Raw genomic sequence first — 23,029 nt, forward strand, 5'->3', positions numbered from 1 at the left:
TAACCTTCACCTAGGGCTGAATATAAGACTTCAGCGCCTGAAACTCGCCCAGATAAATTAAAGATACTGCTATTATATACTTTCGGTTGCGTTCGATCGTTTTACGACTACAGGATACCATATTTAACAAATCTTTTATCGGCAATTGCTTCTTTTCCATTAGAAATTGAGATAAATCACTGTTTTCGGATAAAAGGCGTGCAATTTCTTTCGCATTTTCACGAGCATCCACATGTTTAGGGCAATGTTTGCTCAGCACTTGAAAATTCAGTCCAAACTTTTTCAACAGCTTTTGGTATTCCTCTATCTCAAACACTCGATTTTCTGCTTGAATTTTTTCTTCATAATGATCAAGTGCCGCTTTTTGCTCTGCATAGCTTTCTTCCAGTCGGCCTTCTTCATCTTCTTCATCAGGCTGAAGATAAATGAGCCTGTTTTGGCGAACTTCTTTTCGAATATAATCGATCACACGGCGGCGGATGACCATATCAGCAAAGGATAGAAACCGGCTTCCTTGACCTTCCTGATACTGGTCAATCGCTTCGTTAAATGCAAATAGACCTACACTAAATTCATCCATTGTTCGATCAATATATTGAGAGCAGACTTTTGATGTTACTTTTTTAATAAAAGGCTGATATGCCTCGATCAATTCGTTTCTTAAATAATCATTGCCTTCCTGAATCTTCATTACCTTGTCTTCGATGCTAGCCAATTTAGAAGAGAATGAAGGAAACACTGCGTTCATGTTCATTGAACTCATCTATATTCACCTCATATACGTTTTCCGATTGTTTGATTTTGTCAGTTAGTTAGTTAGCTTCAGTCAGCCATTTGTATATACCACTATTCAATAAGGAGCAAACATGCAACAAGCTCTCCCTTACAGTTATACCATTGAAAATCACGTTTGTAGGATACAGTTGTATAACAATATTACAGCATAAATAACATTTGTAACGAATCTGTTATTTTACTGAAAAAACAAAAAAAGGAATGAAAAGACATCAGACCTCTTCACATCCTCTTCAATCCATGCTATTAAAGGGTTTGCCCCATCCATTTGCTTAGTCGGCGTTCCTTCTGTAAATGTTACAATCATCATGAAAACAGTAATGATATTGGAATGTATTAACAAAAAATGTGCCCCCAAAAAATAAAAAAATTCAAATTCACTCGCAGCATTCGACAATAATCAGCTTAAAATCTGCTTCATTGCAGAACCATAGATAAAAAAAGAGCCTTTTCAGTTCAATATATAAAGCTCTTTTTCGTAAACATTGTTCCCGCCATTGAATACTTCATTGAGACAGTGAAGGTGCCGCAGACGTTAAGCAACTCCCTCACTTATTAAAAAGCTATACATTCATAAAGTAATAAAAATGAGACCGCATATGAGTCATGCGGTCCCATTTTTTGTTGACTACCTTTATTTAGCACTTTCTGAAAGAAGTATGCTGTACAAATGTCCTGCAGATTGCATGGCATACACTTGTTTCGTTGCTACTCCTCTTCTTAAAACCGTCAAGCACGGCACACTTGTGATGGCATATGCTCTGGCAAGATCTGGAAACTCATTAATGTTACATTGATAAATGGATAAATTCGGCGTGTTATTTGCTGCCGTTTGAACAGCAATTTCAAGCATTCGCTTTCCCATCTTGCACGTTCCGCACAGCGGGGTCTCAAAATAAATAAATATTGGCTTGCTTATACTTTCCTGAGCAGCCTCTTTATATCGTTCTTTCGTCAGCTGTAGAATCATTTCGTCTTAAGGCTTACCGTACTTCGATCTGCAGAAGCCGGTCGTCGCCTTCTTTCGGCACCCCTCTTCCATCCGTATTATTGGTCAGCGCTAATAAAGTCACTTCTTCTAAAAGAATATCACGCATGCGTCCCATTCCTGTAAGAAAAGGCGCAGCTTTTTTTTGTTTAATGTTAACTTTTAATATTTGTTCGCCTCGAAGGCATGCGATGTAAAGGTTTCCTCCTAACACTGCCATTCCAGAAGGCGCCCACGTTTCATCGCCAGAATGGAGGAATGGGGGAGTGTATCCCTTGTGCGTATCGTCCCCTTCCACCAAAGGCCATCCATAGTTCGCACCAGGCTCTATGATATTGATTTCATCATGATGGCTCTGTCCATGTTCCGATGCAAACATCCTTCCCTCACTATCCCATGCGAGCCCTTGTGGATTACGATGACCCATGCTGTAAACAGGCGATCCTGAAAATGGGTTGTCCTGAGGAAAGGTTCCATCAGACTTTAATCTGATGATCTTTCCGGCAAGAGAGGCTTGATTCTGGGCGTTTTCAGGTATTCCTGCATCTCCTACTGTGGCATAGAGCATTCCGTCAGGTCCAAACTTAATGCGTCCTCCATTATGAATCGTTCCAGCTGGAATCTTTCCCAATAACGCTTTCGTTTCGATCCATTTGCCCTTTTCACGTGTAAGCTCCGCTATCTTGTTATATGCCGTTCCTTCTTCGATGTATGTATAGTAAGCATAGCCTTTTGCCGTTTTTGGATAATCGGGATGCAGTTCGAAACCTAGAAAACCTCCCTCTCCGGACACATGCAAAGGCTTTGCTAATGACGGAGTGAAGGAGGTTTTCTTGTAGTCGACTTTATTCATTAAAACGATTTTACCTGTTCTCTCTGTAATCCACCATTCTTTATCAGATCGTGCAATATTCCATGGAGCAGACAAGTTTTTTGTAATGGTATCGGCTTTCCGCTTTTCCTTTACCGCATCAGTTTCCCCGCTATAACAGCCTGAAGCAAAGATAATGGCTGCACATGCCGCATAAAAACGCTTAATCATTCCAACCCCCTTACTTATCCGAGACAATTTTTATTAATGTTAAATCTTGCGCCGAGCAGCACTTTAGCAAGGTACATTAAAGGCGTTGTTGCCACTTCTCGGTACATTTTATGGATATAAAGATGCTCGGCATTAGGAAGCTCTCGTTTTAATTGCTTGCGCAGCTTTGCGCCGGCATCATCCGCATCGACAAGAATATAGACATCGCGGTGCTCGATTGCAGCTGCCATCTCCTCCAGCTTATGTCTGCCGAGCGTACCGTTCGTGCAAATGATTTCTACAGGCTCATCTAATATAGAGAACAATTTTTCTTTATCTGATTTGCCCTCAACAATAATGACTTTATGCATCGAATCATCCATGATCATCTCTCCTACCTGTATGAAGACAGTTAATGGAATGGATAACGTTTCGTATACTTATTTATTTGCTATATTTTATTAAAATCCTTCATAGATGGTTCTTTCTTTGTTTCTCATTTTATACGTGGTCATTCATCCAACAAAAGTAATAAACTTTCTTTGTATAAAATGACTTAAATTTAACATACCCCATATTTGCCTCATTCTATCCTTACTCCTGCAGGGAATTAGCTAAGCAAGCTGAAATTACTATCTTTATATAATGACGTTTAGACTTTGTCGTTACAGGTTATTTTCTGTACTAGGCCGGCATATACCGGCACTACCTGACTGCTAAAGAGGAGGAATTCAACAATGGCACGAGGAAACAGCAATTCCAACAATGGTAATGGAAACATGAGCCGTGAAGAGGCAGGACGTATGGGTGGAGAAAAAACAGCAAAAACACATGGCAAGGAATTTTACCAGGAAATCGGCCGAAAAGGCGGAGAAGCTACTTCCCAATCACACGATAAAGAGTTTTATCAAGAAATCGGAAAAAAAGGAGGAGACGCTACCGCATCCTCCCATGACAAAGATTTTTATCAGGAAATCGGAAAAAAAGGCGGCGAATCCACGTCGCAGAATCATGACAAAGATTTTTACCAAGAAATTGGGCGAAAAGGCGGGGAAGCCACGTCTGAGAATCACGACAAAGAGTTTTACAGGGAAATCGGAGAAAAAGGCGGAAACAGCCGAGGCAATAATAATAAAAACAAAAACCGTTAATTCAGCGAAAAGAAAAGAGTGCCGGAAATCCTATATCCGGCACTCTTTTCTATGCTTCACCTTAGCACCAGCCTTTATCACAGCCGTCTACAAAATGGTCAGTCACTTTTTGATCGCTTTTAGGAACTTTTTTGTAAAATTTTTCGTTTTCAAATTCAAAGCCTTCTGCCATCTCATAGTGGTTTCCTTGATTTGTAAATTTGATTCTTCCGATTGATTCCTTATCCATGAACAAAGACATATACCCGCCATCTAATTTTCCGTAAACGCGTGAAGTCACATCAGCCCGATCTGGATGATTTTGCTGCATAAAAAAATCCCTCCTTGAAAAGGTAGTATCTCTACTAGTCTTTCCAAGAAAGGATGCATTTTACCCGTGAATTAATCTTCTTTTATTAGTGCTTCGTACTGATCAGATGTCATCAGCTCATCCACTTCAGAAGGATTAGAAGCTTCTACTACGATCATCCAAGCCTTTTCATATGGAGATTCATTCACAAGCTCAGGGCTGTCATCGAGTTCACTGTTCACTTCTAAAACCTTACCTGAAATCGGGGCATAGAGCTCAGAGACCGTCTTTACAGATTCTACACTGCCGAACGGCTCGTCCGCTTTAATTTCATCTCCCACTTCAGGAAGTTCTACGAAAACGATGTCGCCAAGTTCATCCTGTGCAAATGCTGTAATTCCAATGCGAACATTATTTCCGTCTTCTTTTTTAGCCCATTCGTGTTCTTCTGAATAACGCAATTCTTTTGGAAATTCCATTGGTTGATCCCTCCAGATAATTTTTGTTAATTTATCGTAACTATAATCAAGAAATTATAGTTATTCACAGATTCCATCATTTCCACGTTTTTTCGTACGTATCCTCTTTAAAGCCAGCCGTTGCTGCGTTCGTATCTATTGCCAGCGGGCGTTTCACAAGCATTCCATCTGAAGCAAGCCATTCGAGCATTTCCTCTTCACTGGCTGTTTTCAGCTTGTCCTTAAGTCCTAATTCACGGTACTTCATACCGCTCGTATTGAACAGCTTTTTCAAGTCAAGCCCGGACAGTTCGGCTGCGCGCTTCAGTTCTTTTTTTTCAGGAGGATTCTCGACAATATGTACGGCTTCAAAGATAATGTCCTGTTCCTTCAGCCACTTTTTTGCTTTCTGACACGTGCTGCATTTCGGGTACTCGTAAAAGGTAATCGTCATCATTCATCCCTCCCTTTTTATAGTACCATAAACAGCACTTGTGAAAAAAGGAGCGTGCTTTAAATAAACGCCAGCGAAAAAAAAAGTCCCCCAGTTACGGGGGAAAAGAGAAGTTTTTTTAGGCAATGCGTGTTATTAGAAATTAAACCGTGTAGCGTTCTTCTTCAAGCAATACAGCAGCGATCTCGCGTTTCTTTGAAATCACATTGATCGGTGTATGGCGTGTCAGCTTGCGCAGAGCAGAGAGCATCATACGAAGCATATCGCCTTGCTCAGCTGCAATAATGGACTCTTTCGCGTGTGCCTCGATGCGGTTGAAGGCTTCTTGGCAGAATACTTCTGTCAGAAGGACCTTTTGGCTGTTTTTGTCAGCACCGGATTTGCTGATTGCTTTTTCCGTTCTAAGTACGACCGATTCCATCGCGTATAATTCAGAAATGATATCCGCAAGATTCGCTAATACTTCCTGCTCCTGCTCTAGTTTCTGTCCGTATTTCTGAACAGACAAACCAGCCGTCATGAGGAAAATTTTCTTCGCCATAGAAACAAGGTACTTTTCTTGATCAAGCAGCTCTGTTCCCACTTCTGTCGGCATAAGCATCATAAGCTCCTGCTGAAGAGCTGTCGCTTTTTGGAACAATGGAAGCTCTTGCTTCATTGCTTTTTTCACGAGTGTACCTGGTACAAGGAGGCGATTGATCTCGTTCGTTCCTTCAAAAATACGGTTGATGCGAGAATCGCGGTACATGCCTTCGATTTCATATTCGCCCATGAAGCCATATCCGCCGTGGATCTGGACACCTTCATCGACTACATAATCCAAAGCTTCTGAAGCGAACACTTTGTTCAATGAGCACTCAATCGCGTATTCTGCGATGGATTTAGCAATTTCTTTGCCGTCTTTTTGCTTTTCGTCAGACAGACCGCCCATGCGGTTCTCAAATAATCCAACCGTGCGGTACGTGGAGCTCTCGGCCGCGTATGTTTGTACTGCCATGTTTGCCAATTTTTCCTGAATCAATGTGAACGAGCTGATTTTGCGTTTGAACTGCTGACGCTCGTTCGCGTATTTAACAGACACTTCAAGTCCGCGCTTAGCTGCTCCAACACATCCCAATGCCAGCTTATAACGGCCGATATTCAAGATGTTAAACGCGATAACGTGGCCTTTGCCCGCTTCACCAAGAAGGTTTTCTTTCGGCACTAAAGCATCTTCAAGGATAAGGGTACGTGTAGAAGAGCTCTTGATTCCCATCTTCTTTTCTTCTGGTCCTGTAGAAACGCCGTCATAGCCACGCTCAACGATAAAGGCAGAGAACTGCTCTCCGTCGATCTTCGCGTAGACTACAAAAACATCTGCGAACGCAGAGTTCGTGATCCACTGCTTTTCGCCGTTAAGGATATAGTGTGTGCCTTCAGCGTTCAATCGAGCCGTCGTACGTGCACCAAGTGCATCAGAACCTGATCCTGGCTCAGTCAGAGCGTACGCTGCAATTTTCTCACCTGTTGCAAGCTCTGGCAGGTACTTTTGCTTTTGCTCTTCGTTACCGAAAAGAACGATTGGCAGGGAGCCGATTCCGACGTGCGCGCCGTAGCTGATTGAGAATCCGCGGCCGCGCGCGAATTTTTCAGTGATCAAGGAAGAAGAGATTTTATCAAGGCCAAGACCGCCGTATTCTTCTGGAACGTCTGCGCCAAGAAGACCGAGTTCTCCTGCTTTTGTTAGAAGCTTGCGTGATACATCAAAGTTATGGTTTTCCATTTCTTCGATGTTTGGCACAACATCCTTCACAACATATTCTTCTGTTGTTTTCGCGATCATGAGGTGCTCTTCTGAGAAGTCCTCTGGTGTGAAAATATCCGCAGCTTCGATATCCTCAACTAAAAATGCGCCGCCTTTGAACACTTTTTCGATTGTGTTAGACATGAGTGTTTCCTCCTTAAAATTATAAATTACTTTTCCGAACGCTTTGTTGCTGTTTAGGAATCAATGTAGCATGGATCTACATTACAGGCGCACGCTTTCCTTGGTGTGAGCCGAAAAGCAGGAATAGCTTCGTTCAGCCTAGGGCAAGCAAATGAGGAAGGGACTGAGAAGATCGTTCTTTGACTTATTGGGCACTTACTCATTTGACCTCGAGGGGCTAGCCTTTTCTGCTGGACTAGGTGAGCTCCTTCGCTAGCCAAGCGCCTTTGAAGGGTCTCACCTGTCTCACTCATCCCGCTGGAGTCGGCGCCTTACATTCCGATCAATTTTATTGAAGATGAATTCAAGCTGATTTATTGCAGACAAGTATGTTAAAGCGGTCAACACTGCCGAACTTTTCAAATATCTATAAAAGATACTACTTGTTAGTTGATTAGTTCGAATACTCCTGCTGCGCCCATTCCGCCGCCGATGCACATGGTTACGACGCCGAATTGTTCGTTTCTGCGCTTCATTTCGTGAAGCAGGGTGAGCGTGAGTTTTGTTCCGGAACAGCCAAGCGGATGGCCGAGTGCGATGGCTCCGCCGTTTACGTTGACTTTGTCTTCTGGCAGGTTCAGTTCACGGATTACCTGTACTGATTGTGAAGCGAACGCTTCGTTCAGTTCAAACAAGCCGATGTCTGAAAGCTCGAGGCCTGCCATTTTTAATGCTTTCGGGATCGCAGCGACTGGTCCGATACCCATGATGTCAGGCGCTACGCCCGCGACAGCGAAAGATCGGAACTTTAAGAGCGGCTTCAATCCTTCAGCTTCCGCTTTGGAGCGGTTCATGACAAGGACTGATGCTGCACCGTCACTTGTTTGTGAAGAGTTTCCTGCTGTAACGGATCCTCTTGGCGTGAATGCAGGTCGCAGTTTTGCCAGTACATCGACAGACGTTTCTGGACGAACTCCCTCATCGATGGACACCGCGACTTCGCGCTCAACTAGCTTGAGGTTTTCATCAAGCCAGCGCTTCATGACAGATACTGGTACGATCTCGTCATCAAATTTTCCGTCCTTGATGGCAGCTGCGGCTTTTTGATGGCTGCGAACCGCAAACTCATCCTGATCCTGACGGGATACACCGAATCTTGCTGCCACTTCCTCTGCTGTGTGGCCCATTCCCATGTAATATTGCGGAATCGTCTCAACAAGATACGGGTTCGGTTTTACCACGTGGCCGACGACGGGCACTAAGCTCATCGATTCCGCTCCGCCGGCAAGGATCGCTTCCGCGTGGCCAAGCATGATTTTCTCCGCTCCATAAGCAATGGCTTGGAGGCCTGAAGAACAGAATCGGTTAATCGTGATTGCTGGAACGTGATCCGGCAAGCCGGCACGAGCTCCAATCAAGCGCGCCATGTTCATCCCCTGTTCTGCTTCGGGAACCGCGCACCCGATGATGAGGTCATCGATAACCCCTTCATATCCGCCTGCTCGTTTTAATGTTTCTTTAATGGTGATGGCTGCCAATTCATCTGGGCGTGTGTGTGCAAACGACCCTTTTCCTGCTTTACCTACAGGCGTACGGGCACCTGCGACTATAACTGCTTCCTGAAACATCATCAGTTCTCCCCCCTTTTAGTTGCGAAGCGGTTTTCCTTTTACGAGCATGTGCTGCATGCGTGCCTGGCTTTTCGGTTCGCCGGCAAGGCTCAGGAATGCTTCTCTTTCTAAATCAAGCAAATATTGTTCATCAACTAGCGTTCCTGCAGGCAATTTGCCGCCCGCGATCACGTAAGCTAATTTTTTTGCGATTTTCAAATCATGTTCAGAGATGTATTGGCTGAAATGCATCGTTTGTGCACCAAGTGCAAGCGTTGCGTAACCCGCTTCTCCGACTACAGGCAGTTTCTTGCGCTGCGGCGGCTGGTAGCCTTGAGCGGCTAGTGCAAGTACCTGATTTTTCGCGTCATGCAGCAGGTGGTCTCCGTTTACAGAGAGTCCGTCCTGCGGGCGAAGGAATCCAAGCTTCGCTGCTTCTTGCGCAGAGGTCGACACTTTTGCCATTGCAATCGTTTCGAACGTCTGGTTGGCCACCTTCTGAAGATCGCCTTTTGATCCTTCTGGAAGCTGTTCAAGAAGGCGTTGATACAGCTCTTTGTTTCCGCCGCCGCCAGGAATGAGTCCGACTCCGACTTCAACAAGGCCCATATACGTTTCTGCAGCCATCTGCAGTCTTGCTGCTGGAAGGGACACTTCTACACCCCCGCCGAGCGTCATGCCAAAGTTTGCAGCAACGACAGGCTTACGGCTGTAGCGGACACGTCCCATCGTCTGCTGGAACTGGCGAACCATCATGTCGAGTTCAAAGAAATTGTCATCTTGTGCTTCCATTAAGATCAGCATCAAGTTGGCACCGACACAGAAGTTCTTTCCTTGGTTTCCGATAACAAGTCCTTCGTAGTTCTTTTCCACTTCATCAAGAGCTTGATGAATCATCATGATGATGTCCGGCCCGATGGCGTTGTTTTGCGATGTGAATTCGAGTCCCGCCACCCCGTCACCAAGGTCGATTAAGCTGGAGCCGGCATTTTTCATAATCACGTTGCCTTTTTTCTTCAGCCTGCTTAAATGGATGACTTTCTTGTTCTCCACAACCGGAGTGTAAGCGCCTTCATGATAGAAAGACTGATCACCTTCACTGTTCTTATAGAACGAGTCGTTTCCTTGTGCGATCATGTCTTCTACCCATTGAGGGATCGTTTCGCCTTCTGCTCTCATCTTTTCAACAGACTGCGTTACACCGATCGCATCCCATATCTCAAACGGTCCATGCTCCCAGCCGAATCCCCATTTCATCGCCTGATCGACTGCTACTGTGTTATCCGCAATCTCGTAAACTTTATCAGCCGAGTAAAGAAGAACTGGCTTGATGACGCTCCATAGCAGCTGGCCTGCGCGGTCGTTGCTGTAGATGATCGATTTTACCTTCTGTTCTGTTGTCTTTAATTGCTTCGCTGCTTCTAATGTAGCCGTTTTCATTTTTGAGCGCGGCTTATATTCGAGCGTAGCAGGATCCAGTTCAAGGATTCCGCTGCCTTCTTTCGTGCGTTCTTTCAGGTAGAAGCCTTGACCGGATTTGCTGCCGATCCACCCTTTTTCCACCATTTCATTTAAGAAACTTGGAATCTCAAATACTTCTTTTTCTTTTCCTTCTGCCTGGTCATACACGTTGCGAGCGACGTGGAGGAATGTATCAAGACCTACAACATCCAATGTGCGGAACGTCGCAGATTTCGGACGGCCGATGAGCGGCCCAGTAACAGAATCTACTTCTCCTACACTGTAGCCTTGGCGAGTCATTTCCTGCATTGTGACCATGAGTCCGTATGTTCCGATTCGGTTGGCAATAAAGTTCGGTGTATCTTTAGCAAGCACGACACCTTTTCCAAGAACGTCTTCGCCAAATTTTTTCATAAAGTTAATGACATCTGTATCAGTATCTGAAGTTGGAATGATTTCGAGCAGCTTCAAATATCTTGGAGGATTGAAAAAGTGAGTTCCAAGAAAATGAGCTTTAAAATCATCTGAACGGCCTTCCGCCATAGCATGGATGGAGATTCCTGAGGTGTTTGAGCTTACGATGCTTCCTGCTTTACGGTACGTATCTACTTTTTCAAAGATAGTCTTTTTAATATCAAGGCGCTCTACGACAACCTCGATAATCCAATCCACATCGGCGAGCTTTTCCATGTCATCAGAAAAATTTCCTGCTGTGATCAGATCAAGGTTCTCTTTCACTGCCAATGGAGCCGGCTTTTGCTTCAGCAATCTTTCCTTCGCTTGAAGCGTCAATTTATTGCGGAAGTTCGGATGCTCTTCTGTCAGACCTTTTGCCGCTTCGGCATCACTTAAGGACGTTGGCACCATATCAAGCAGCAGCGTGGGAATCCCGACGTTGGCTAAATGTGCCGCAATACCCGAACCCATGACGCCCGATCCTAGTACCGCAGCTTTTCGGATTTCACGTAACAAGATAGTTCCCTCCTATTGAATGAATACTCATTCATTTTTGTGGCAAAAAAATAAATGACTAAAATCATTTATCAGTTCTATTCTTATCATACTTTACCATCATAAGTTTGACAACAATGAATTTTCAGATAAATGTGTCGGTTTTAAATTACGGTGTCATGGGCTATTATCATATGTTTATCACCGATTGTTGGTGAGTAGATTTAAGCGGTTTTTACATATTTTTTTAAAATTTAATTAGGAAGAAATTTTTTCGGTCGAAAGCCTGCTGACCTGTGTCATTCTAAGGATACTCTATGAAAAAAGCAGCAGATAGCACTCTTTCATAGTTTTAAATATCCATTCAATGAACGTTCACTTTATGTCATTTCCACTACTACTCCACTATGCACTTGAGTTATGCGTTCTATAATGAAAAAAATGCCCCAAAAAGCTGAGAAGCCGCTTTTGGGACATTGAATTTTATTTTCCGAAAACACCTTTTAAAACGAACACTACGTTTGCCGGTCGTTCAGCCAATCGGCGCATAAAGTAGCCGTACCAGTCGTTTCCGTATGGCACGTAGATACGCATCTTGTAGCCTTCTTTCATAAGCTGGTCCTGGCGCTCGGTACGGATTCCATAAAGCATCTGGAACTCGAACTGGTCGTAAGGGATGCTGTGCTTTTCAACGAGTTCTTTCGTAAAACGGATAATCTCGTCATCATGTGTCGCAACAGCTGTATAATTGCCGTTCAATATATGCGTTTCAATGAGCTTTTTGAAGTTATCATCCACATCTTTTTTATCCGGATACGCGACTTCAGCAGGCTCTTTATAGGCACCTTTAACAAGACGAAGGTTCGGCTGGTAATCGTTCAAATCCTGTACATCCTTCAATGAACGGTACAGGTAAGCTTGGATAACCGTCGAGATATTATCATATTCGCTCTTGAGCTGTTTGAAAATTTTCAATGTCTTCTCGCAGCGTGTGTAGTCTTCCATATCGATTGTGATGAACACATTGTGCTTCACAGCGGCATCCATGATGCGGCGCATGTTTTTCATCACCAATTCATCGCTGATATCAAGACCCATCGAGGTCATTTTAAGAGAAAGCTGTGAATCTAGCTTTTCCCTCGAGATGGCTTCGATCGCTTCGATGCAATGGTTCGTCATCTCGTTCGCTTCGGCTTCGTTATCAACAAACTCTCCTAAGTGATCAATCGTGACCGGCATTCCTTTTTCATTCAGTCGCTTGATCGCGCTTATCGAGCTTTTTAAAGATGCGCCAGCGACGAATCGGCTCGCTCCGAAACGAAGCCCATATCGTTTAGCAAGGCTTGTGAATGTTTTGTTCTTCGCCATAAACAAGAAGAAATCTCTCATTAGTTGTTCCATACCCCAGTTCCCCCTATACCTTTTTCCCACTATTTATCTAAAAAGTTTTAAGATTCTATAATGTATCCGCTTTTATAATATCACGCATTCGACAAAATGCTACACTTTTGAAATATTTAGATTTTTCGCATGAAAAATACAGCAGACAGAAGGTGATAGAGCCACATTCTGCCTGCTGTTTGTACTGGGCTTGCGTCCACCTGAGGCGGACAAAAAAGAAGGATATGTCCATTTGGAGTACCGGACCCCATCAATGGTTTTAGTTTATAGAAAGCATGATGGCTGTATATAAAGAGAGGGAGCCAAAGACGGTTAGCAAGGCTGCGGAGGCATAGGACCGGTCACGTCTAATTATATAGTATGCAAAAACATACCAGGCAGCAGACAAAATGGCAAACGCCATGCCAGCAGCCGTTACATGAAGGCTTACATCCATCTCGGGTGTAATGACCCCTTCATAAAAATAAGAAAAAAAGAATGACGGATTTTCAGTCTTAAGTGTTTCTTCTATCGAATGCGGCGGTACCTGCTGTCCCATGACAGCAGTGGCAGCAAAGATCAGCATCATAACAAGACTCTCTGCCTTAATCCATTTCAACGGATGAAATGGCGTCGTACCGTTAAGTTTGCGAGCGATCCAAATGCCGTTGATGATGCTGTAGAACACAACAGCGATTAAGAGTACATGCTTGACCAAAAGAGCTTGTCCGTAAGAAAGAATCCATGAGTTGTAGTATTCGGGAACAATATAATTCATGAGCCAAATGCCCGCTCCAATGACAGCGGCTAAGCAGATAAGCGCAACAGGAGTGAACCATTTGTAAAAGGCAGAAAAGTGCTCTTCATTTTTCGAAGCCCAGCCTACCACGATCAGCACACCTGTCCAGACGCTCACCGCGATTAAATGAAGAGTGTGCGCGGCCATTCCTCCTGTATCGTTAAGAGATGCTGCATGGCTGGCATAACCTTGCGCCGCCGCCATTACAGCCATTAAGACCAAGGAAAGGACAGCGAAAAAGCGGTCTTCACGAACATCATTAAACACGTTCAAAAAGAAAAGCAAAAACGAGATCCCAGTTAACATAAGCCAGCCATGGCCAACTTCAAACGACGTAAGAATGCTTTTAAATGCTTCACTGTATCCGAAATCTTCTCCAAGAAGAAAGGTGGTCTGCAGCAGCGGACCCATCGACAGGAGCGGAACGAGAATAATACAGACTAGTAATACATTTTTATGAAGGGAAACAGCCGGCCTTTTTTCTGGATGAACAGAATACAGCACAAATGCCCCTGACAATACTGAAAACACAACATATAACAAAGCTTTCGCAGCATACAGCATAATCTTCCTCCTATACAGTCTCACTTCATTGTATCAGAGAAGGGAGAAAAATCATGATTGTAACTTTGAACAAAGACAGACAGTTTTAGGCTACTTCAACCTGGGAACCTGTGGGACCTGGGGTCCGGTACGGCTTATCATCGTTTCCTGTATCATGCTTGATTTCTGTCATTTTGTACCGGACCCCATACGTACCGGACCCCATATACCCATATATCCTCTAGGTCATAAAAAAAAGCAGATGCCTTGGCTAGGGCATCTGCTTTCTTCTAGGTCTTATTTGCTTCTCTGCACAACTTTAGACAAGAGCTTCATGCCATCGTTGTAGCTGAACTTGCGTGCAATTTTACGGAACTCTTTTAAGCCTTTGCGGCTGACGTTAAAATAGGAGTCCACCAAATCATTTTCTTTCAGATAGTCAATCGCTTCTGGCGAGATAGATGGCTGAATTTCACGCATTTTATGGTTAAGCTGTTCAAACGAGGCGTTCAGTACGAACTCTTTGCCGAGAAGCTGAACAATATCCTTAGTATTGCTCGCAGTATCAGGAATTGATTCTTCATCCTCTTCCCAATTGTAATCAGACAGCCTCTCTTCATTCAGAAGCTGCGGCTCGAGACTGATTTCAATCGCGTCCAGTTCCTTTTCAGCAAGCACCGCTTCTTTTTCTTTCTCAAGCAAATAATCAAGGTAGTCACGGCGGTCGTCTTCTGACAGGTCATTTTCAACCGACAATCTTTCGACGATCTCATTTTGAACCTGTCTTACACGCTTCAATTGCTCGTTCAGGTCGAGCATCCTGCGCTCCAGGCTGTTTCTCTCGTTTTCAGGAAGCTCTTCAAACTGCGTCATTTCGTCGTCTTCAAAAAGTTCCTGCTCTTCCTCTTGCTGTGCTGTTTTTTTCTTAAACGGAAGCAGATCCTTTGATCCGGCTGCTGCTGTTCTTAATGCTTCATTTACCTTAGTATAGAACATGGCACTGATTGTAATAGCGAAGATTGCCAAAATAAAGGAAAGCAAGTCAGCAAAATGAAACGTGAACTTGGTGACAGCGATTTTAAACATAAGCACCATCGCAAATAAACTGATCAGGATGATTTTAAACCAATGATTACGGATTTTAATTTTTTCGTCTGTTGTTCGGTTCATGATTATTCCTCCTTGATGCGCTATTCTAAACACGAATAACTATAAAGGTATTCGGAGGAATCTTGTTTTTTTGTCCATCGATTCAGGATTATTCAATAATTCCAGTCTGAACGATCTCTATCTTAGCTGAAACTTTAATCTCCATATTTTGATATTGCTTCTTGTATTCTTCAAACGCCCAGCCGCGTTCTCTTCTTCTTACTTGATCACCGAGCCCGAGGGGATCAATGCGCAGCTTCTGAAATTTCGCGATCATATCCTTGGCCTGTTTTTCAATATCCTTCTTAAATGCACGTTCGATTAAATTAATGTTCGATTTTTGCTCGAGGTTCAGCCAGTGAGGGTACTCGTGTATTTCTCCAAGGATGCTCGCCTGTATGTTAAACTTCGGCTTTCCGTTTTCTGTGGTCACATGATACTTTGTTTTAGAATGAATATTACGGATAACTCCGTACCCGTCTTGCTTTCCATTCGTTACTTTCACTTCATAACGGCCTGATTTTGATCCACCGACAAGCATTTTGAAAACAAAGGATTCTGAATGGTTGAGCTTGGCAATATATTTATCTTCCTTGAACAGCGCCAAGCCCATCAGCTTCACTTTTCCATTTCCCTTCTTTAAAAGAGGAAGGTATGGATCCATCCCTTTTCCATAGTAGTTATACAAAAAAACGTGAAGGTTGGTTTTCGGCAAGTTTTCCGTCTCGATATTCTGGTCAATCAATTCTGTCATGTAAATGGATGGCATCGGATGAGCAACAAAATTCTCCCTGAGCAGCTCAGAGGTCTTTCCTTCCACGACTGCTAAATGTATAGTATTTCCTACATTCGGATCACGATATAAGGTGTTCACGATTTCGAGCACGCCTTTTTGAGCAAACGTATTCTCAAAAAGCACGATTCGAAGCTGTCCGGTTGTAAGTGGTTTAGGGGATTGTGTATTAATTTTGGACATAAAGTAACGGGATGTATAGGAAGTGCTTGTGAACTTTTCAATTTTCACCGTACCATCTGGATTAAATAAAGGAAAAGTGGCCGTGCCTCTGATTTTTCCATCTTCCTCACTATCATATCCGATCGCGTGAATCAGCTGAAGTTCATCAATGATTTCACTCGGCATCCCTATATTTATAAGAAATATCAATACTCCCGCCGCGATCAATAAATAGCGGATCATCCCTTTTCACCCTATTCGTCTATGTCTTTTTTCTTTTGTGCTTCTCTTTTATCAAACCTTTTCTTATTTTCTCCAGATGCATTCGACGGTCTCTTGTTCATAAAGTTATAAGGCAGACGGAGAATGGAATCACTCATTTCATTCAGCCGCATCGGATAAATCGGGAACAAATACGGCCTTCCGAGTGACTGAAGGCGGAGCAGATGGACCATGACGAAACAGAAACAAAGAACAAGTCCCTCGCCTCCCCATATTGCAGCAAATAGAATAAAAGGAAACCGCAAAACCCGAATCGTATTTGCCATTTTAAAAACAGGTGTCGTAAACGATGCGAGAGCAGACAGAGATACAATGATAAGAAGAATGTTACTCGTTAGACCCGCTTGAACGGATGCCTGTCCAATTACGATACCTCCTACGATGCCGAGTGTCTGGCCGACCTTCGTCGGAAGCCTCGCTCCCGCTTCGCGAAGAAGTTCAATCGTCAATTCCAGAAAGAAAACCTCTAAAATAGGAGGAAACGGTATGTTTACCCGAGACGAGATAAGAGGCGCAAGTAAATCCTTCGGGATCATCTGATAATGATACGTCAAGACAGCTACATAAATCGGCGTTGCGAACGTTGAAAACAAGACAGAAAGCAGGCGAATCATCCGGAACGTCGAACCAAGCAGCCAGTTTAAATAATAATCTTCAGGCGACATGAAAAATTCTGCTGCCGTTGCAGGACCAAGCAGAGCCTGAGGCGACCCTTCAGAAAGAATGGCCACCTGGCCCAAGTTCATCATGGAAACGACCCTGTCCGGCCTTTCGGTTGAAACGAGCTGCGGAAAAGGAGACCACGTATTATCGGATATGATTTGTTCGAGCAGCGCCGAATCATGAATAACATCATAATCAATATCGGTAATACGCTGTTTGACCGTATTGATGTTCTCCTCTTGCGCAATTCCCTCTATGTATGCAATCACAATTCTTGTTTTGGACTGCTTGCCGATGATGATTTCCTTGAACTTGAGATCTGGAGTCGGGAGCCTTCTTCTCAGCAGATATAAATTGGTGTCCATGTTTTCAACGAAGGCTTCCTTAGGACCAATAACAGAAAACTCGATCTCAGAGGTGGAGACCTGCCTGTTTCCAAACCAGTTTTCGGCTCGTACAATCGCACATTCCTCGTCATACTCATTAAATTGAATGACAATAAAACCACGCAGGAGTTTATTCTGAATTTCCTTAATATCCTTTGTGATGGTGACACTCTCAATGGGAATGATGTCCTTTAGATCCTCGAGCGAACGAAAGTCCGTATGATGAATCAAGTACGGCAGACAGTCACGGTGAAACGTATTGCAGTCAATGAGTGCTTTATAATAAGAAATCCATACTTTATTATGTACGGTCTTTTGGACATAATGAATGAAATCGGCTGAATCCTTTGCACTGTCCACTAATTCTGTTATGCTGCCAAGCGTGTTATCGGATAAATCTATGGTTTGCGCCTGCTCTTTCTTTTTCTTCTTGAATAAATTCAGCAATGCTTTCACCTGCCTTGTTTGTCCTTCTTAATATTTTCACCAGCCTTCCAGAATATACCCAAACAAGACGGGGTCCGGTACCCATCCATGCATCTGCCGCAGCTGAATCAGCGAATGCCGAACGGGTACCGGACCCCACAAAAGGATTTATAAAAGAACCGTTGCCGCATTTTCCGTAATGAGTGTGCCGATGTCTTCACCTTGGCAGATTTTCAAGCAGGATCCTTTTTCATCGAAGTTAAACAGATGTGTTTTCAATCCATGATCGCGTGCCAGGATGAGTGCGGACTGATCCATCACCTTCAGGTTTCCCGCAATCGCTTCGTCATAAGTAAGTGAGGCATACCTTCTGGCTTCCTTCACGATTTTTGGGTCACCGTTATAGACACCGTCCACTCCTTGTTTCGCCACAAGAATGGCATCGCAGTCCATTTCCAAAGCCCTCTGAACAGCAGGATAATCGGTCGTTACATAGGGCTGGCCGTTTCCTCCCGCGAAAATGACGATGCATCCTTTGTTAAGGTGGCGGATTGCCCGAAGCCTGATGTATGGCTCACCGACTGAGGGGATGGGGACAGATGTCATGACTCTCGTTTCTTTATCTGTCTTGCTGTTGAACACACCTCTAAGCATCAGGCTGTTGATCACTGTTCCTAATGTGCCGATCTGATCCGCTTCTACCCGTTCAATTCCCCAATACGAAGCCAGGTTTCCTCTGAATATATTGCCTCCTCCGACTACGATAGCTGCTTCCACTCCGAGCCTGACCACTGAGAGAACTTCTTCTGCGATATGATCAAGTTTCTCCTGATCAAATCCCATGCCTGACGGAGATGCGATTGCCCCGCCGCTCAATTTGATTAATACGCGTTTATATCTCATCATGAGCCTCCCCTTCTTTATACACAGTGCCGTTTTACATGAGCGAAAGAAAACGTGGCTGACACAAAGCCCCCCGCGCCAGCCTTAGCTGCATCATCCTACTGTTGTTACCTTTTGGCCGCGTCGAGTGCTCATCATGGCAAAAGGTTATTCTTCCTATAGCGAAAAAAAGAATCAAAGCCAAATATAAGGCTTTGATTCTTTTGCAAGGGGCCATACTATGCTTTTTGAAAGGTTATGATGGCATGATCTCATGTGTTAGCCCCCTGTTCAATTTTTACCATTATATTGTAAGGAGCTCAAAATGTTCAAATGTCATCTTATTTACTTCAAGTTTTTTTGATGATGAACCTCAATAATGATGTCCCTCATATTTTGGCTTCCGCAAATCATGCAGGAAGGTTCTTCTGCAGCTTTTGTGAAGTTCAAGCATTCTTGACAATATTTCATGTTCTTTCTCCTCTCTTTCTCTCTACGTCTTATTACCCAATATTTATGAATGAAAAACCTCATAAATGAAATGTATGAGAAAAAAGGAGGCGCTAGAACCTTAGGAAGCAGCAGCATCCCCCGTTCTGTTTTCTTGAATGGAATGTGAGATCCCTTTCCTGCCTGTTGCATTTTTGTAAGTGAAAAATCCATTCAAGAGGATGGCTAGAACGCTTCCTGCCACAATGCCGTTATCAGTCAAAATTTGTACACTCTCCGGCATCTGGCTGAAGAGCTCCGGCTCGACTGTCACACCAAGCCCAAGACCGACAGAGCAGGCGATAATCAGCATGTTTTCCTGTCGGCTGAAATCGACCGCGCTCAGCATCTTTATGCCCGATGCGATGACCATCCCAAACATGGCCATCATCGCACCTCCCATAACCGGAGCTGGAATCAATGTCGTAAGAGCAGCGACTTTTGGGATCAAGCCAAGAAAGATCAGCATCCCTCCTGCCGCATAAATGACTTGTTTGCTTTTCACACCAGAAAGCTGGACGAGCCCGACGTTCTGTGAATAGGTTGTGTATGGAAACGCGTTAAATATGCCGCCAAGCATAATCGCCAGTCCTTCCCCACGGTAGCCTTTGGCCAAATCTTCCGGGTTTAACGTGCGTCCGCATATCTTTCCGAGTGCCAGGAATACGCCGGTCGACTCAATCATACTAACTATGGTCACAAGAATCATGGTAATCACCGCCCCTAGTTCAAACGTAGGAACTCCAAAATAAAAAGGCATCGGCATATGAAACCAAGAAGCGTCCACTACAGGTGAAAAATCAATTCTCCCCATTAATGCCGCGGCAGCCGTTCCTGCAGCAAGTCCCAGCAATATAGACACCGCTCGAATAAAGCCTTTGGAAAACTTATAGAACACGATGATAAAGGCAAGTACACCGAAAGAAAGCAACAGGTTGGATGGCGAGCCAAAATCAGCACTCCCTGCTCCACCAGCCATATCTTTCACTGCTACCGGTATTAAGGTGATGCCAATGATGGTTACGACGGTTCCCGTTACAACAGGAGGGAACCATTTAACGATCCTTCCAAACAAGCCGGCAATGAGAAAAACGAACAGACCCGCCGCAATAATAGAGCCATAGATGGCCGTCATCCCATACTGCGAACCGATTGCGATCATCGGGCCTACAGCCGTAAAGGTGCATCCAAGAACAACTGGCAAACCAATCCCAAACACCCGGTTGTTCCAAACCTGCAAAAGTGTTGCCACTCCGCATGTTGCCAGATCAATCGCTACAAGATAGGCGAGCTGCTCAGCTGAGAGCTTTAGTGCTCCTCCTACGATAAGCGGGACAATCACCGCTCCTGCATACATGGCGAGTACGTGCTGGATGCCGAGCGAAACCACTTTTCCTTTATTCATGAAATGTTTCCTCCTTTATGTTAGTGAGAAATGTAAGACTTCCTTCCTTCATTTCCTGAATCCGTGCTATCGATTCCACACGGTACCCTTTTTTCTCTAGTTTTTGTCTGCCGGGCTGGAAGCTCTTTTCGATAACGATGCCGATACCTGCAATTACGGCTCCAACTTGCTGAACCATCTCACATAAACCAAGCGCGGCCTCTCCGTAAGCAAGAAAATCATCTATTATCAGCACACGGTCTCCACTGGTTAAAAACTGGGCTGACAAGCAAATTGTGTTTGTTTGCTGCTTCGTAAAGGAATACACTTCAGCAGAAAACAAGCCGTCTTGTAGGGTAACAGATTTTTGTTTTCTGGCAAATATAACCGGCACCCCAAGACTAAGCCCCGTAAAGACAGCAGGCGCAATGCCTGAGGATTCAATCGTGACAATTTTCGTGATGCCAGTCCCTTGAAACCTCACAGCCATTTCTTTCCCAATCTTCTCCATTAACTCCGGATCCACTTGGTGATTCAAGAATGAGTCTACTTTCAGCACACTGCTTGACAGGACTTGACCATCCTCCACTATTCGTTTTTCTAAAAAGTTCATGCAATACGCCTCCGATCCATTAGTCCAGTGTATATTCCTAGGAGCATTGAGCTCCTTCACCGGTTAAAAAACAAAAGTTCTATATAGACAAAAAAACCAGGGACGCTTCTCTCTATGAGTGAAGCGTCCCTGGTTTGCATGTATAAAAAGGACAATAAAACCGCCTGCTGATTAGCCATCAGATGCCGTTTGCATCACTCGTAGTCAGACCATTTACGGCAGTCCGGTAGAAACTTGCAGGCCATATCCCTGCGATTATACGAGTCTATGAAGTTATGGAACATTATAAAGCAAGTTTCAACAAATGCAAATGTCATTCTGCATAAAATGTGCTAATTCACCAATTTTCATGAAACAGGCTCTCACCCATGGCTAGAGCATAGCATGACACATATAATGCAGGGACAAAAGTGGTTTAAAACTATCTAGGAGGAACTTTAATGAGTCATAATTATTCCAAGTTTATCGGTGAGAATGTAAAGGTTAATCTTGGCGGACCAGAATCCCGTCTTGGCACGTTGCATCATGTTGCTTCTGATTTCCTTGCAATCCAAACTGAAGAAGGCATGATGTTTTATCAGCTATCTCATGTAAAAGGCATATCCGTACAGTCTACAAGCTCGCCAAGACAGCACGTTGAAAGCAGCGATCTTGAAGACATGAATTTTACAGAAGTGCTGAATGATTATAAATACAAACAAGTAAGAATCAACCGCGGCGGCCCTGAAAGTGTAGTCGGACTTCTTCGCAAAACATCAAACGATTATATCGAGTTGCTGGTTGATAAGCAAATCGTCATCCTAGCTGTGAATCACATCAAGAGCTTCAGCCCAGTATTCGAAAAAGAAAAAGAAGAAAATGGCAAAGGTGAAGCAAAAGGTGAGACTAACAAAAACACTAAAAGAAAAGCAGAGTCCTCTTCTTCAAGCGGTGAAGCAAAAGAGTCAAGCGCTATGAAAGAATCTTCTAGCAAAAAAGAGTCTTCTAGCAAACAAAAAGAATCTTCAAGTAAACAAAAAGAATCCTCATCACAAGAGTGCAACATAAAAAAACGCAAAAAGACCTCTAAAAAATCCTCTAAAAAAAGCAGCAATGGCTCTAGAACTGTCCAATCAAGACCATCTCTTAACTTGACCGACAAAGGCTGGACGAAGCTGTAAGGTTTAGCAGCAGAACATAGAGCAGCAAGACGTCTAGTCATCCCGAAGGATCATTCAATTGTCTGTTTTAGTTTATATGCATGGACACATTGGATTTTGAGTTAGGAACGAGGAGGATATTTTGAGCATTATTAATCAAAACACCGGAGAAAATATTGAAGTCACATTAAGCGGAAACCTCGTTTTAAAAGGCATCCTTATCGAGGTCGGGACAGATATCATGGTCATTTACAACGGCAAGGATTTTTACTACATCCCGCTCGTTCACACTCAATACATCCGGTTTCATCAAGATACAGAAAACGAAGTAATCAAGCAGCCTGACGAATGGCCGATCGGACAGCAGGATAACGCCATCTCCGTCAGGAAAACACTGACTAACAGCAAAGGCATTTTCAGCGAAATTTATGTGAATAACCATCAGCCGATACACGGCTACGTTACCGGAGTGATGAACGACTATTTCCTTTTCTTTTCCCCTGTTCATAAGCTCGTGTGCATTCCGCTGCAGCATTTCAAGTGGCTGATGCCATACCATGATAACGAACGCCCCTATTCACTCAAAAATGAAGAATTCCCACTCGTCCCAATCAGTGTCTCATCTGCAAGGACATTCGAAGAGCAGATGCGGCGTAACCTTGGGAAAATCGCTGTCTTTGATTTAGGGAAAGAGCCCAGAAAGATTGGTAAGCTCGTCTCCATACACAATCAGCAGGTGGAACTCTCCATCGCCCGAAGTGAAACGCTGTTCACGAACCTGCAGCACGTGCATTGTGTCAGTTTTCTTTAACTGAAAGAAAGGAACAGCGCTTAGAGCACTGTTCCTTTCTTTCG

21 protein-coding genes and 1 riboswitch are annotated in these 23,029 nt (G+C 43.9%); of the genes, 3 read left to right on the forward strand and 18 right to left on the reverse strand.

Annotated elements, in window-relative coordinates; genetic code table 11:
• Window positions 1-10 precede the first annotated feature (10 nt).
• The 4 genes from sigI to ACFQPF_RS04440 form a co-directional block, all read right to left on the reverse strand.
• The gene (gene sigI / locus ACFQPF_RS04425; protein ID WP_379746967.1) at window positions 11-763 is read right to left on the reverse strand and encodes an RNA polymerase sigma-I factor; all 753 of its coding nucleotides are present in this window, start codon (window positions 761-763) and stop codon (window positions 11-13) included.
• 666 nt (window positions 764-1,429) lie between these two features.
• The gene (locus ACFQPF_RS04430; protein WP_379746969.1) at window positions 1,430-1,765 is read right to left on the reverse strand and encodes a thioredoxin family protein; all 336 of its coding nucleotides are present in this window, start codon (window positions 1,763-1,765) and stop codon (window positions 1,430-1,432) included.
• Between the two features lie 13 nt (window positions 1,766-1,778).
• Complete coding sequence (locus ACFQPF_RS04435; protein WP_379746971.1) at window positions 1,779-2,825, reverse strand: PQQ-dependent sugar dehydrogenase; 1,047 nt, start codon at window positions 2,823-2,825, stop codon at window positions 1,779-1,781.
• 14 nt (window positions 2,826-2,839) lie between these two features.
• Complete coding sequence (locus ACFQPF_RS04440) at window positions 2,840-3,193, reverse strand: toprim domain-containing protein (protein WP_379746973.1); 354 nt, start codon at window positions 3,191-3,193, stop codon at window positions 2,840-2,842.
• Between the two features lie 348 nt (window positions 3,194-3,541).
• On the opposite strand from ACFQPF_RS04440, the gene ACFQPF_RS04445 reads away from it, so the two are divergent.
• A complete protein-coding gene (locus ACFQPF_RS04445) occupies window positions 3,542-3,955 on the forward strand; it encodes a KGG domain-containing protein (protein WP_379746975.1) in 414 nt (137 codons plus the stop codon).
• Between the two features lie 61 nt (window positions 3,956-4,016).
• Here ACFQPF_RS04445 and ACFQPF_RS04450 read toward each other — a convergent pair whose 3' ends face one another.
• From ACFQPF_RS04450 to ACFQPF_RS04515, 14 genes are all read right to left on the reverse strand, one after another.
• Window positions 4,017-4,265 (reverse strand): YusG family protein, encoded by a 249-nt coding sequence (locus ACFQPF_RS04450; protein WP_379746977.1) that lies wholly within the window; start codon window positions 4,263-4,265, stop codon window positions 4,017-4,019.
• Window positions 4,266-4,336: 71 nt separating this feature from the next.
• Entirely contained in the window at window positions 4,337-4,723 is a 387-nt protein-coding gene (gene gcvH / locus ACFQPF_RS04455) for a glycine cleavage system protein GcvH (RefSeq protein WP_379746979.1), read from the reverse strand.
• Window positions 4,724-4,799: 76 nt separating this feature from the next.
• Complete coding sequence (locus ACFQPF_RS04460) at window positions 4,800-5,156, reverse strand: arsenate reductase family protein (protein WP_379747253.1); 357 nt, start codon at window positions 5,154-5,156, stop codon at window positions 4,800-4,802.
• Between the two features lie 142 nt (window positions 5,157-5,298).
• Complete coding sequence (locus tag ACFQPF_RS04465; RefSeq protein WP_379746981.1) at window positions 5,299-7,083, reverse strand: acyl-CoA dehydrogenase family protein; 1,785 nt, start codon at window positions 7,081-7,083, stop codon at window positions 5,299-5,301.
• Window positions 7,084-7,508: 425 nt separating this feature from the next.
• On the reverse strand, window positions 7,509-8,690 hold the full coding sequence (locus tag ACFQPF_RS04470) for an acetyl-CoA C-acetyltransferase (RefSeq protein WP_379747255.1): 1,182 nt from the start codon (window positions 8,688-8,690) through the stop codon (window positions 7,509-7,511).
• A gap of 18 nt (window positions 8,691-8,708) precedes the next feature.
• The gene (locus ACFQPF_RS04475) at window positions 8,709-11,105 is read right to left on the reverse strand and encodes a 3-hydroxyacyl-CoA dehydrogenase/enoyl-CoA hydratase family protein (RefSeq protein ID WP_379746983.1); all 2,397 of its coding nucleotides are present in this window, start codon (window positions 11,103-11,105) and stop codon (window positions 8,709-8,711) included.
• A 462-nt stretch (window positions 11,106-11,567) separates the two neighbouring features.
• A complete protein-coding gene (locus ACFQPF_RS04480) occupies window positions 11,568-12,485 on the reverse strand; it encodes a proline dehydrogenase family protein (protein ID WP_379746985.1) in 918 nt (305 codons plus the stop codon).
• Window positions 12,486-12,744: 259 nt separating this feature from the next.
• Entirely contained in the window at window positions 12,745-13,827 is a 1,083-nt protein-coding gene (locus tag ACFQPF_RS04485) for a copper resistance D family protein (RefSeq protein ID WP_379746987.1), read from the reverse strand.
• A gap of 276 nt (window positions 13,828-14,103) precedes the next feature.
• Window positions 14,104-14,976 carry a hypothetical protein gene (locus ACFQPF_RS04490; RefSeq protein ID WP_379746989.1) on the reverse strand — a complete coding sequence of 291 codons (873 nt, stop codon included), beginning with the start codon at window positions 14,974-14,976 and terminating at the stop codon, window positions 14,104-14,106.
• Between the two features lie 88 nt (window positions 14,977-15,064).
• A complete protein-coding gene (locus tag ACFQPF_RS04495) occupies window positions 15,065-16,153 on the reverse strand; it encodes a Ger(x)C family spore germination protein (protein ID WP_379746991.1) in 1,089 nt (362 codons plus the stop codon).
• Window positions 16,154-16,164: 11 nt separating this feature from the next.
• Complete coding sequence (locus tag ACFQPF_RS04500) at window positions 16,165-17,688, reverse strand: spore germination protein (protein WP_379746993.1); 1,524 nt, start codon at window positions 17,686-17,688, stop codon at window positions 16,165-16,167.
• A 147-nt stretch (window positions 17,689-17,835) separates the two neighbouring features.
• A complete protein-coding gene (gene pyrH, locus ACFQPF_RS04505; RefSeq protein ID WP_379746995.1) occupies window positions 17,836-18,573 on the reverse strand; it encodes a UMP kinase in 738 nt (245 codons plus the stop codon).
• Window positions 18,574-19,120: 547 nt separating this feature from the next.
• Window positions 19,121-20,443: a nucleobase:cation symporter-2 family protein gene (locus ACFQPF_RS04510; RefSeq protein WP_379746997.1), complete on the reverse strand. Its 1,323-nt coding sequence runs from the start codon at window positions 20,441-20,443 to the stop codon at window positions 19,121-19,123.
• Complete coding sequence (locus tag ACFQPF_RS04515; protein WP_379746999.1) at window positions 20,436-21,035, reverse strand: xanthine phosphoribosyltransferase; 600 nt, start codon at window positions 21,033-21,035, stop codon at window positions 20,436-20,438. The genes ACFQPF_RS04510 and ACFQPF_RS04515 overlap by 8 nt, the downstream gene beginning before the upstream one ends.
• 181 nt (window positions 21,036-21,216) lie before the next feature.
• Window positions 21,217-21,318: riboswitch (purine riboswitch) on the reverse strand.
• Between the two features lie 157 nt (window positions 21,319-21,475).
• Between ACFQPF_RS04515 and ACFQPF_RS04520 the strand changes: the two genes are divergently transcribed.
• Both ACFQPF_RS04520 and ACFQPF_RS04525 read left to right on the forward strand, forming a co-directional pair.
• Window positions 21,476-22,195 carry a hypothetical protein gene (locus ACFQPF_RS04520; protein ID WP_379747001.1) on the forward strand — a complete coding sequence of 240 codons (720 nt, stop codon included), beginning with the start codon at window positions 21,476-21,478 and terminating at the stop codon, window positions 22,193-22,195.
• 121 nt (window positions 22,196-22,316) lie between these two features.
• Window positions 22,317-22,985, forward strand: a complete 669-nt coding sequence (locus tag ACFQPF_RS04525) for a DUF2642 domain-containing protein (RefSeq protein ID WP_379747002.1) — start codon at window positions 22,317-22,319, stop codon at window positions 22,983-22,985.
• Window positions 22,986-23,029 lie beyond the last annotated feature (44 nt).

The organism is Fictibacillus iocasae (assembly GCF_042665465.1).
GTDB lineage: Bacteria > Bacillota > Bacilli > Bacillales > Fictibacillaceae > Fictibacillus > Fictibacillus iocasae.

Excerpts from the sequence above, each read along its gene's own strand:
- ACFQPF_RS04430 (WP_379746969.1), bottom strand. The coding sequence starts at position 1,765 with ATGATTCTACAGCTGACGAAAGAACGATATAAAGAGGCTGCTCAGGAA.
- ACFQPF_RS04495 (WP_379746991.1), bottom strand. The coding sequence starts at position 16,153 with ATGATCCGCTATTTATTGATCGCGGCGGGAGTATTGATATTTCTTATA.
- pyrH (WP_379746995.1), bottom strand. The coding sequence starts at position 18,573 with ATGATGAGATATAAACGCGTATTAATCAAATTGAGCGGCGGGGCAATC.
- ACFQPF_RS04485 (WP_379746987.1), bottom strand. The coding sequence starts at position 13,827 with ATGCTGTATGCTGCGAAAGCTTTGTTATATGTTGTGTTTTCAGTATTG.
- ACFQPF_RS04445 (WP_379746975.1), top strand. The coding sequence starts at position 3,542 with ATGGCACGAGGAAACAGCAATTCCAACAATGGTAATGGAAACATGAGC.
- ACFQPF_RS04465 (WP_379746981.1), bottom strand. The coding sequence starts at position 7,083 with ATGTCTAACACAATCGAAAAAGTGTTCAAAGGCGGCGCATTTTTAGTT.
- ACFQPF_RS04520 (WP_379747001.1), top strand. The coding sequence starts at position 21,476 with ATGAGTCATAATTATTCCAAGTTTATCGGTGAGAATGTAAAGGTTAAT.
- ACFQPF_RS04460 (WP_379747253.1), bottom strand. The coding sequence starts at position 5,156 with ATGACGATTACCTTTTACGAGTACCCGAAATGCAGCACGTGTCAGAAA.
- ACFQPF_RS04515 (WP_379746999.1), bottom strand. The coding sequence starts at position 21,035 with ATGAACTTTTTAGAAAAACGAATAGTGGAGGATGGTCAAGTCCTGTCA.
- ACFQPF_RS04490 (WP_379746989.1), bottom strand. The coding sequence starts at position 14,976 with ATGAACCGAACAACAGACGAAAAAATTAAAATCCGTAATCATTGGTTT.
- gcvH (WP_379746979.1), bottom strand. The coding sequence starts at position 4,723 with ATGGAATTTCCAAAAGAATTGCGTTATTCAGAAGAACACGAATGGGCT.
- ACFQPF_RS04440 (WP_379746973.1), bottom strand. The coding sequence starts at position 3,193 with ATGATCATGGATGATTCGATGCATAAAGTCATTATTGTTGAGGGCAAA.
- ACFQPF_RS04510 (WP_379746997.1), bottom strand. The coding sequence starts at position 20,443 with ATGAATAAAGGAAAAGTGGTTTCGCTCGGCATCCAGCACGTACTCGCC.
- ACFQPF_RS04435 (WP_379746971.1), bottom strand. The coding sequence starts at position 2,825 with ATGATTAAGCGTTTTTATGCGGCATGTGCAGCCATTATCTTTGCTTCA.
- ACFQPF_RS04480 (WP_379746985.1), bottom strand. The coding sequence starts at position 12,485 with ATGGAACAACTAATGAGAGATTTCTTCTTGTTTATGGCGAAGAACAAA.
- ACFQPF_RS04470 (WP_379747255.1), bottom strand. The coding sequence starts at position 8,690 with ATGTTTCAGGAAGCAGTTATAGTCGCAGGTGCCCGTACGCCTGTAGGT.
- ACFQPF_RS04450 (WP_379746977.1), bottom strand. The coding sequence starts at position 4,265 with ATGCAGCAAAATCATCCAGATCGGGCTGATGTGACTTCACGCGTTTAC.
- sigI (WP_379746967.1), bottom strand. The coding sequence starts at position 763 with ATGAGTTCAATGAACATGAACGCAGTGTTTCCTTCATTCTCTTCTAAA.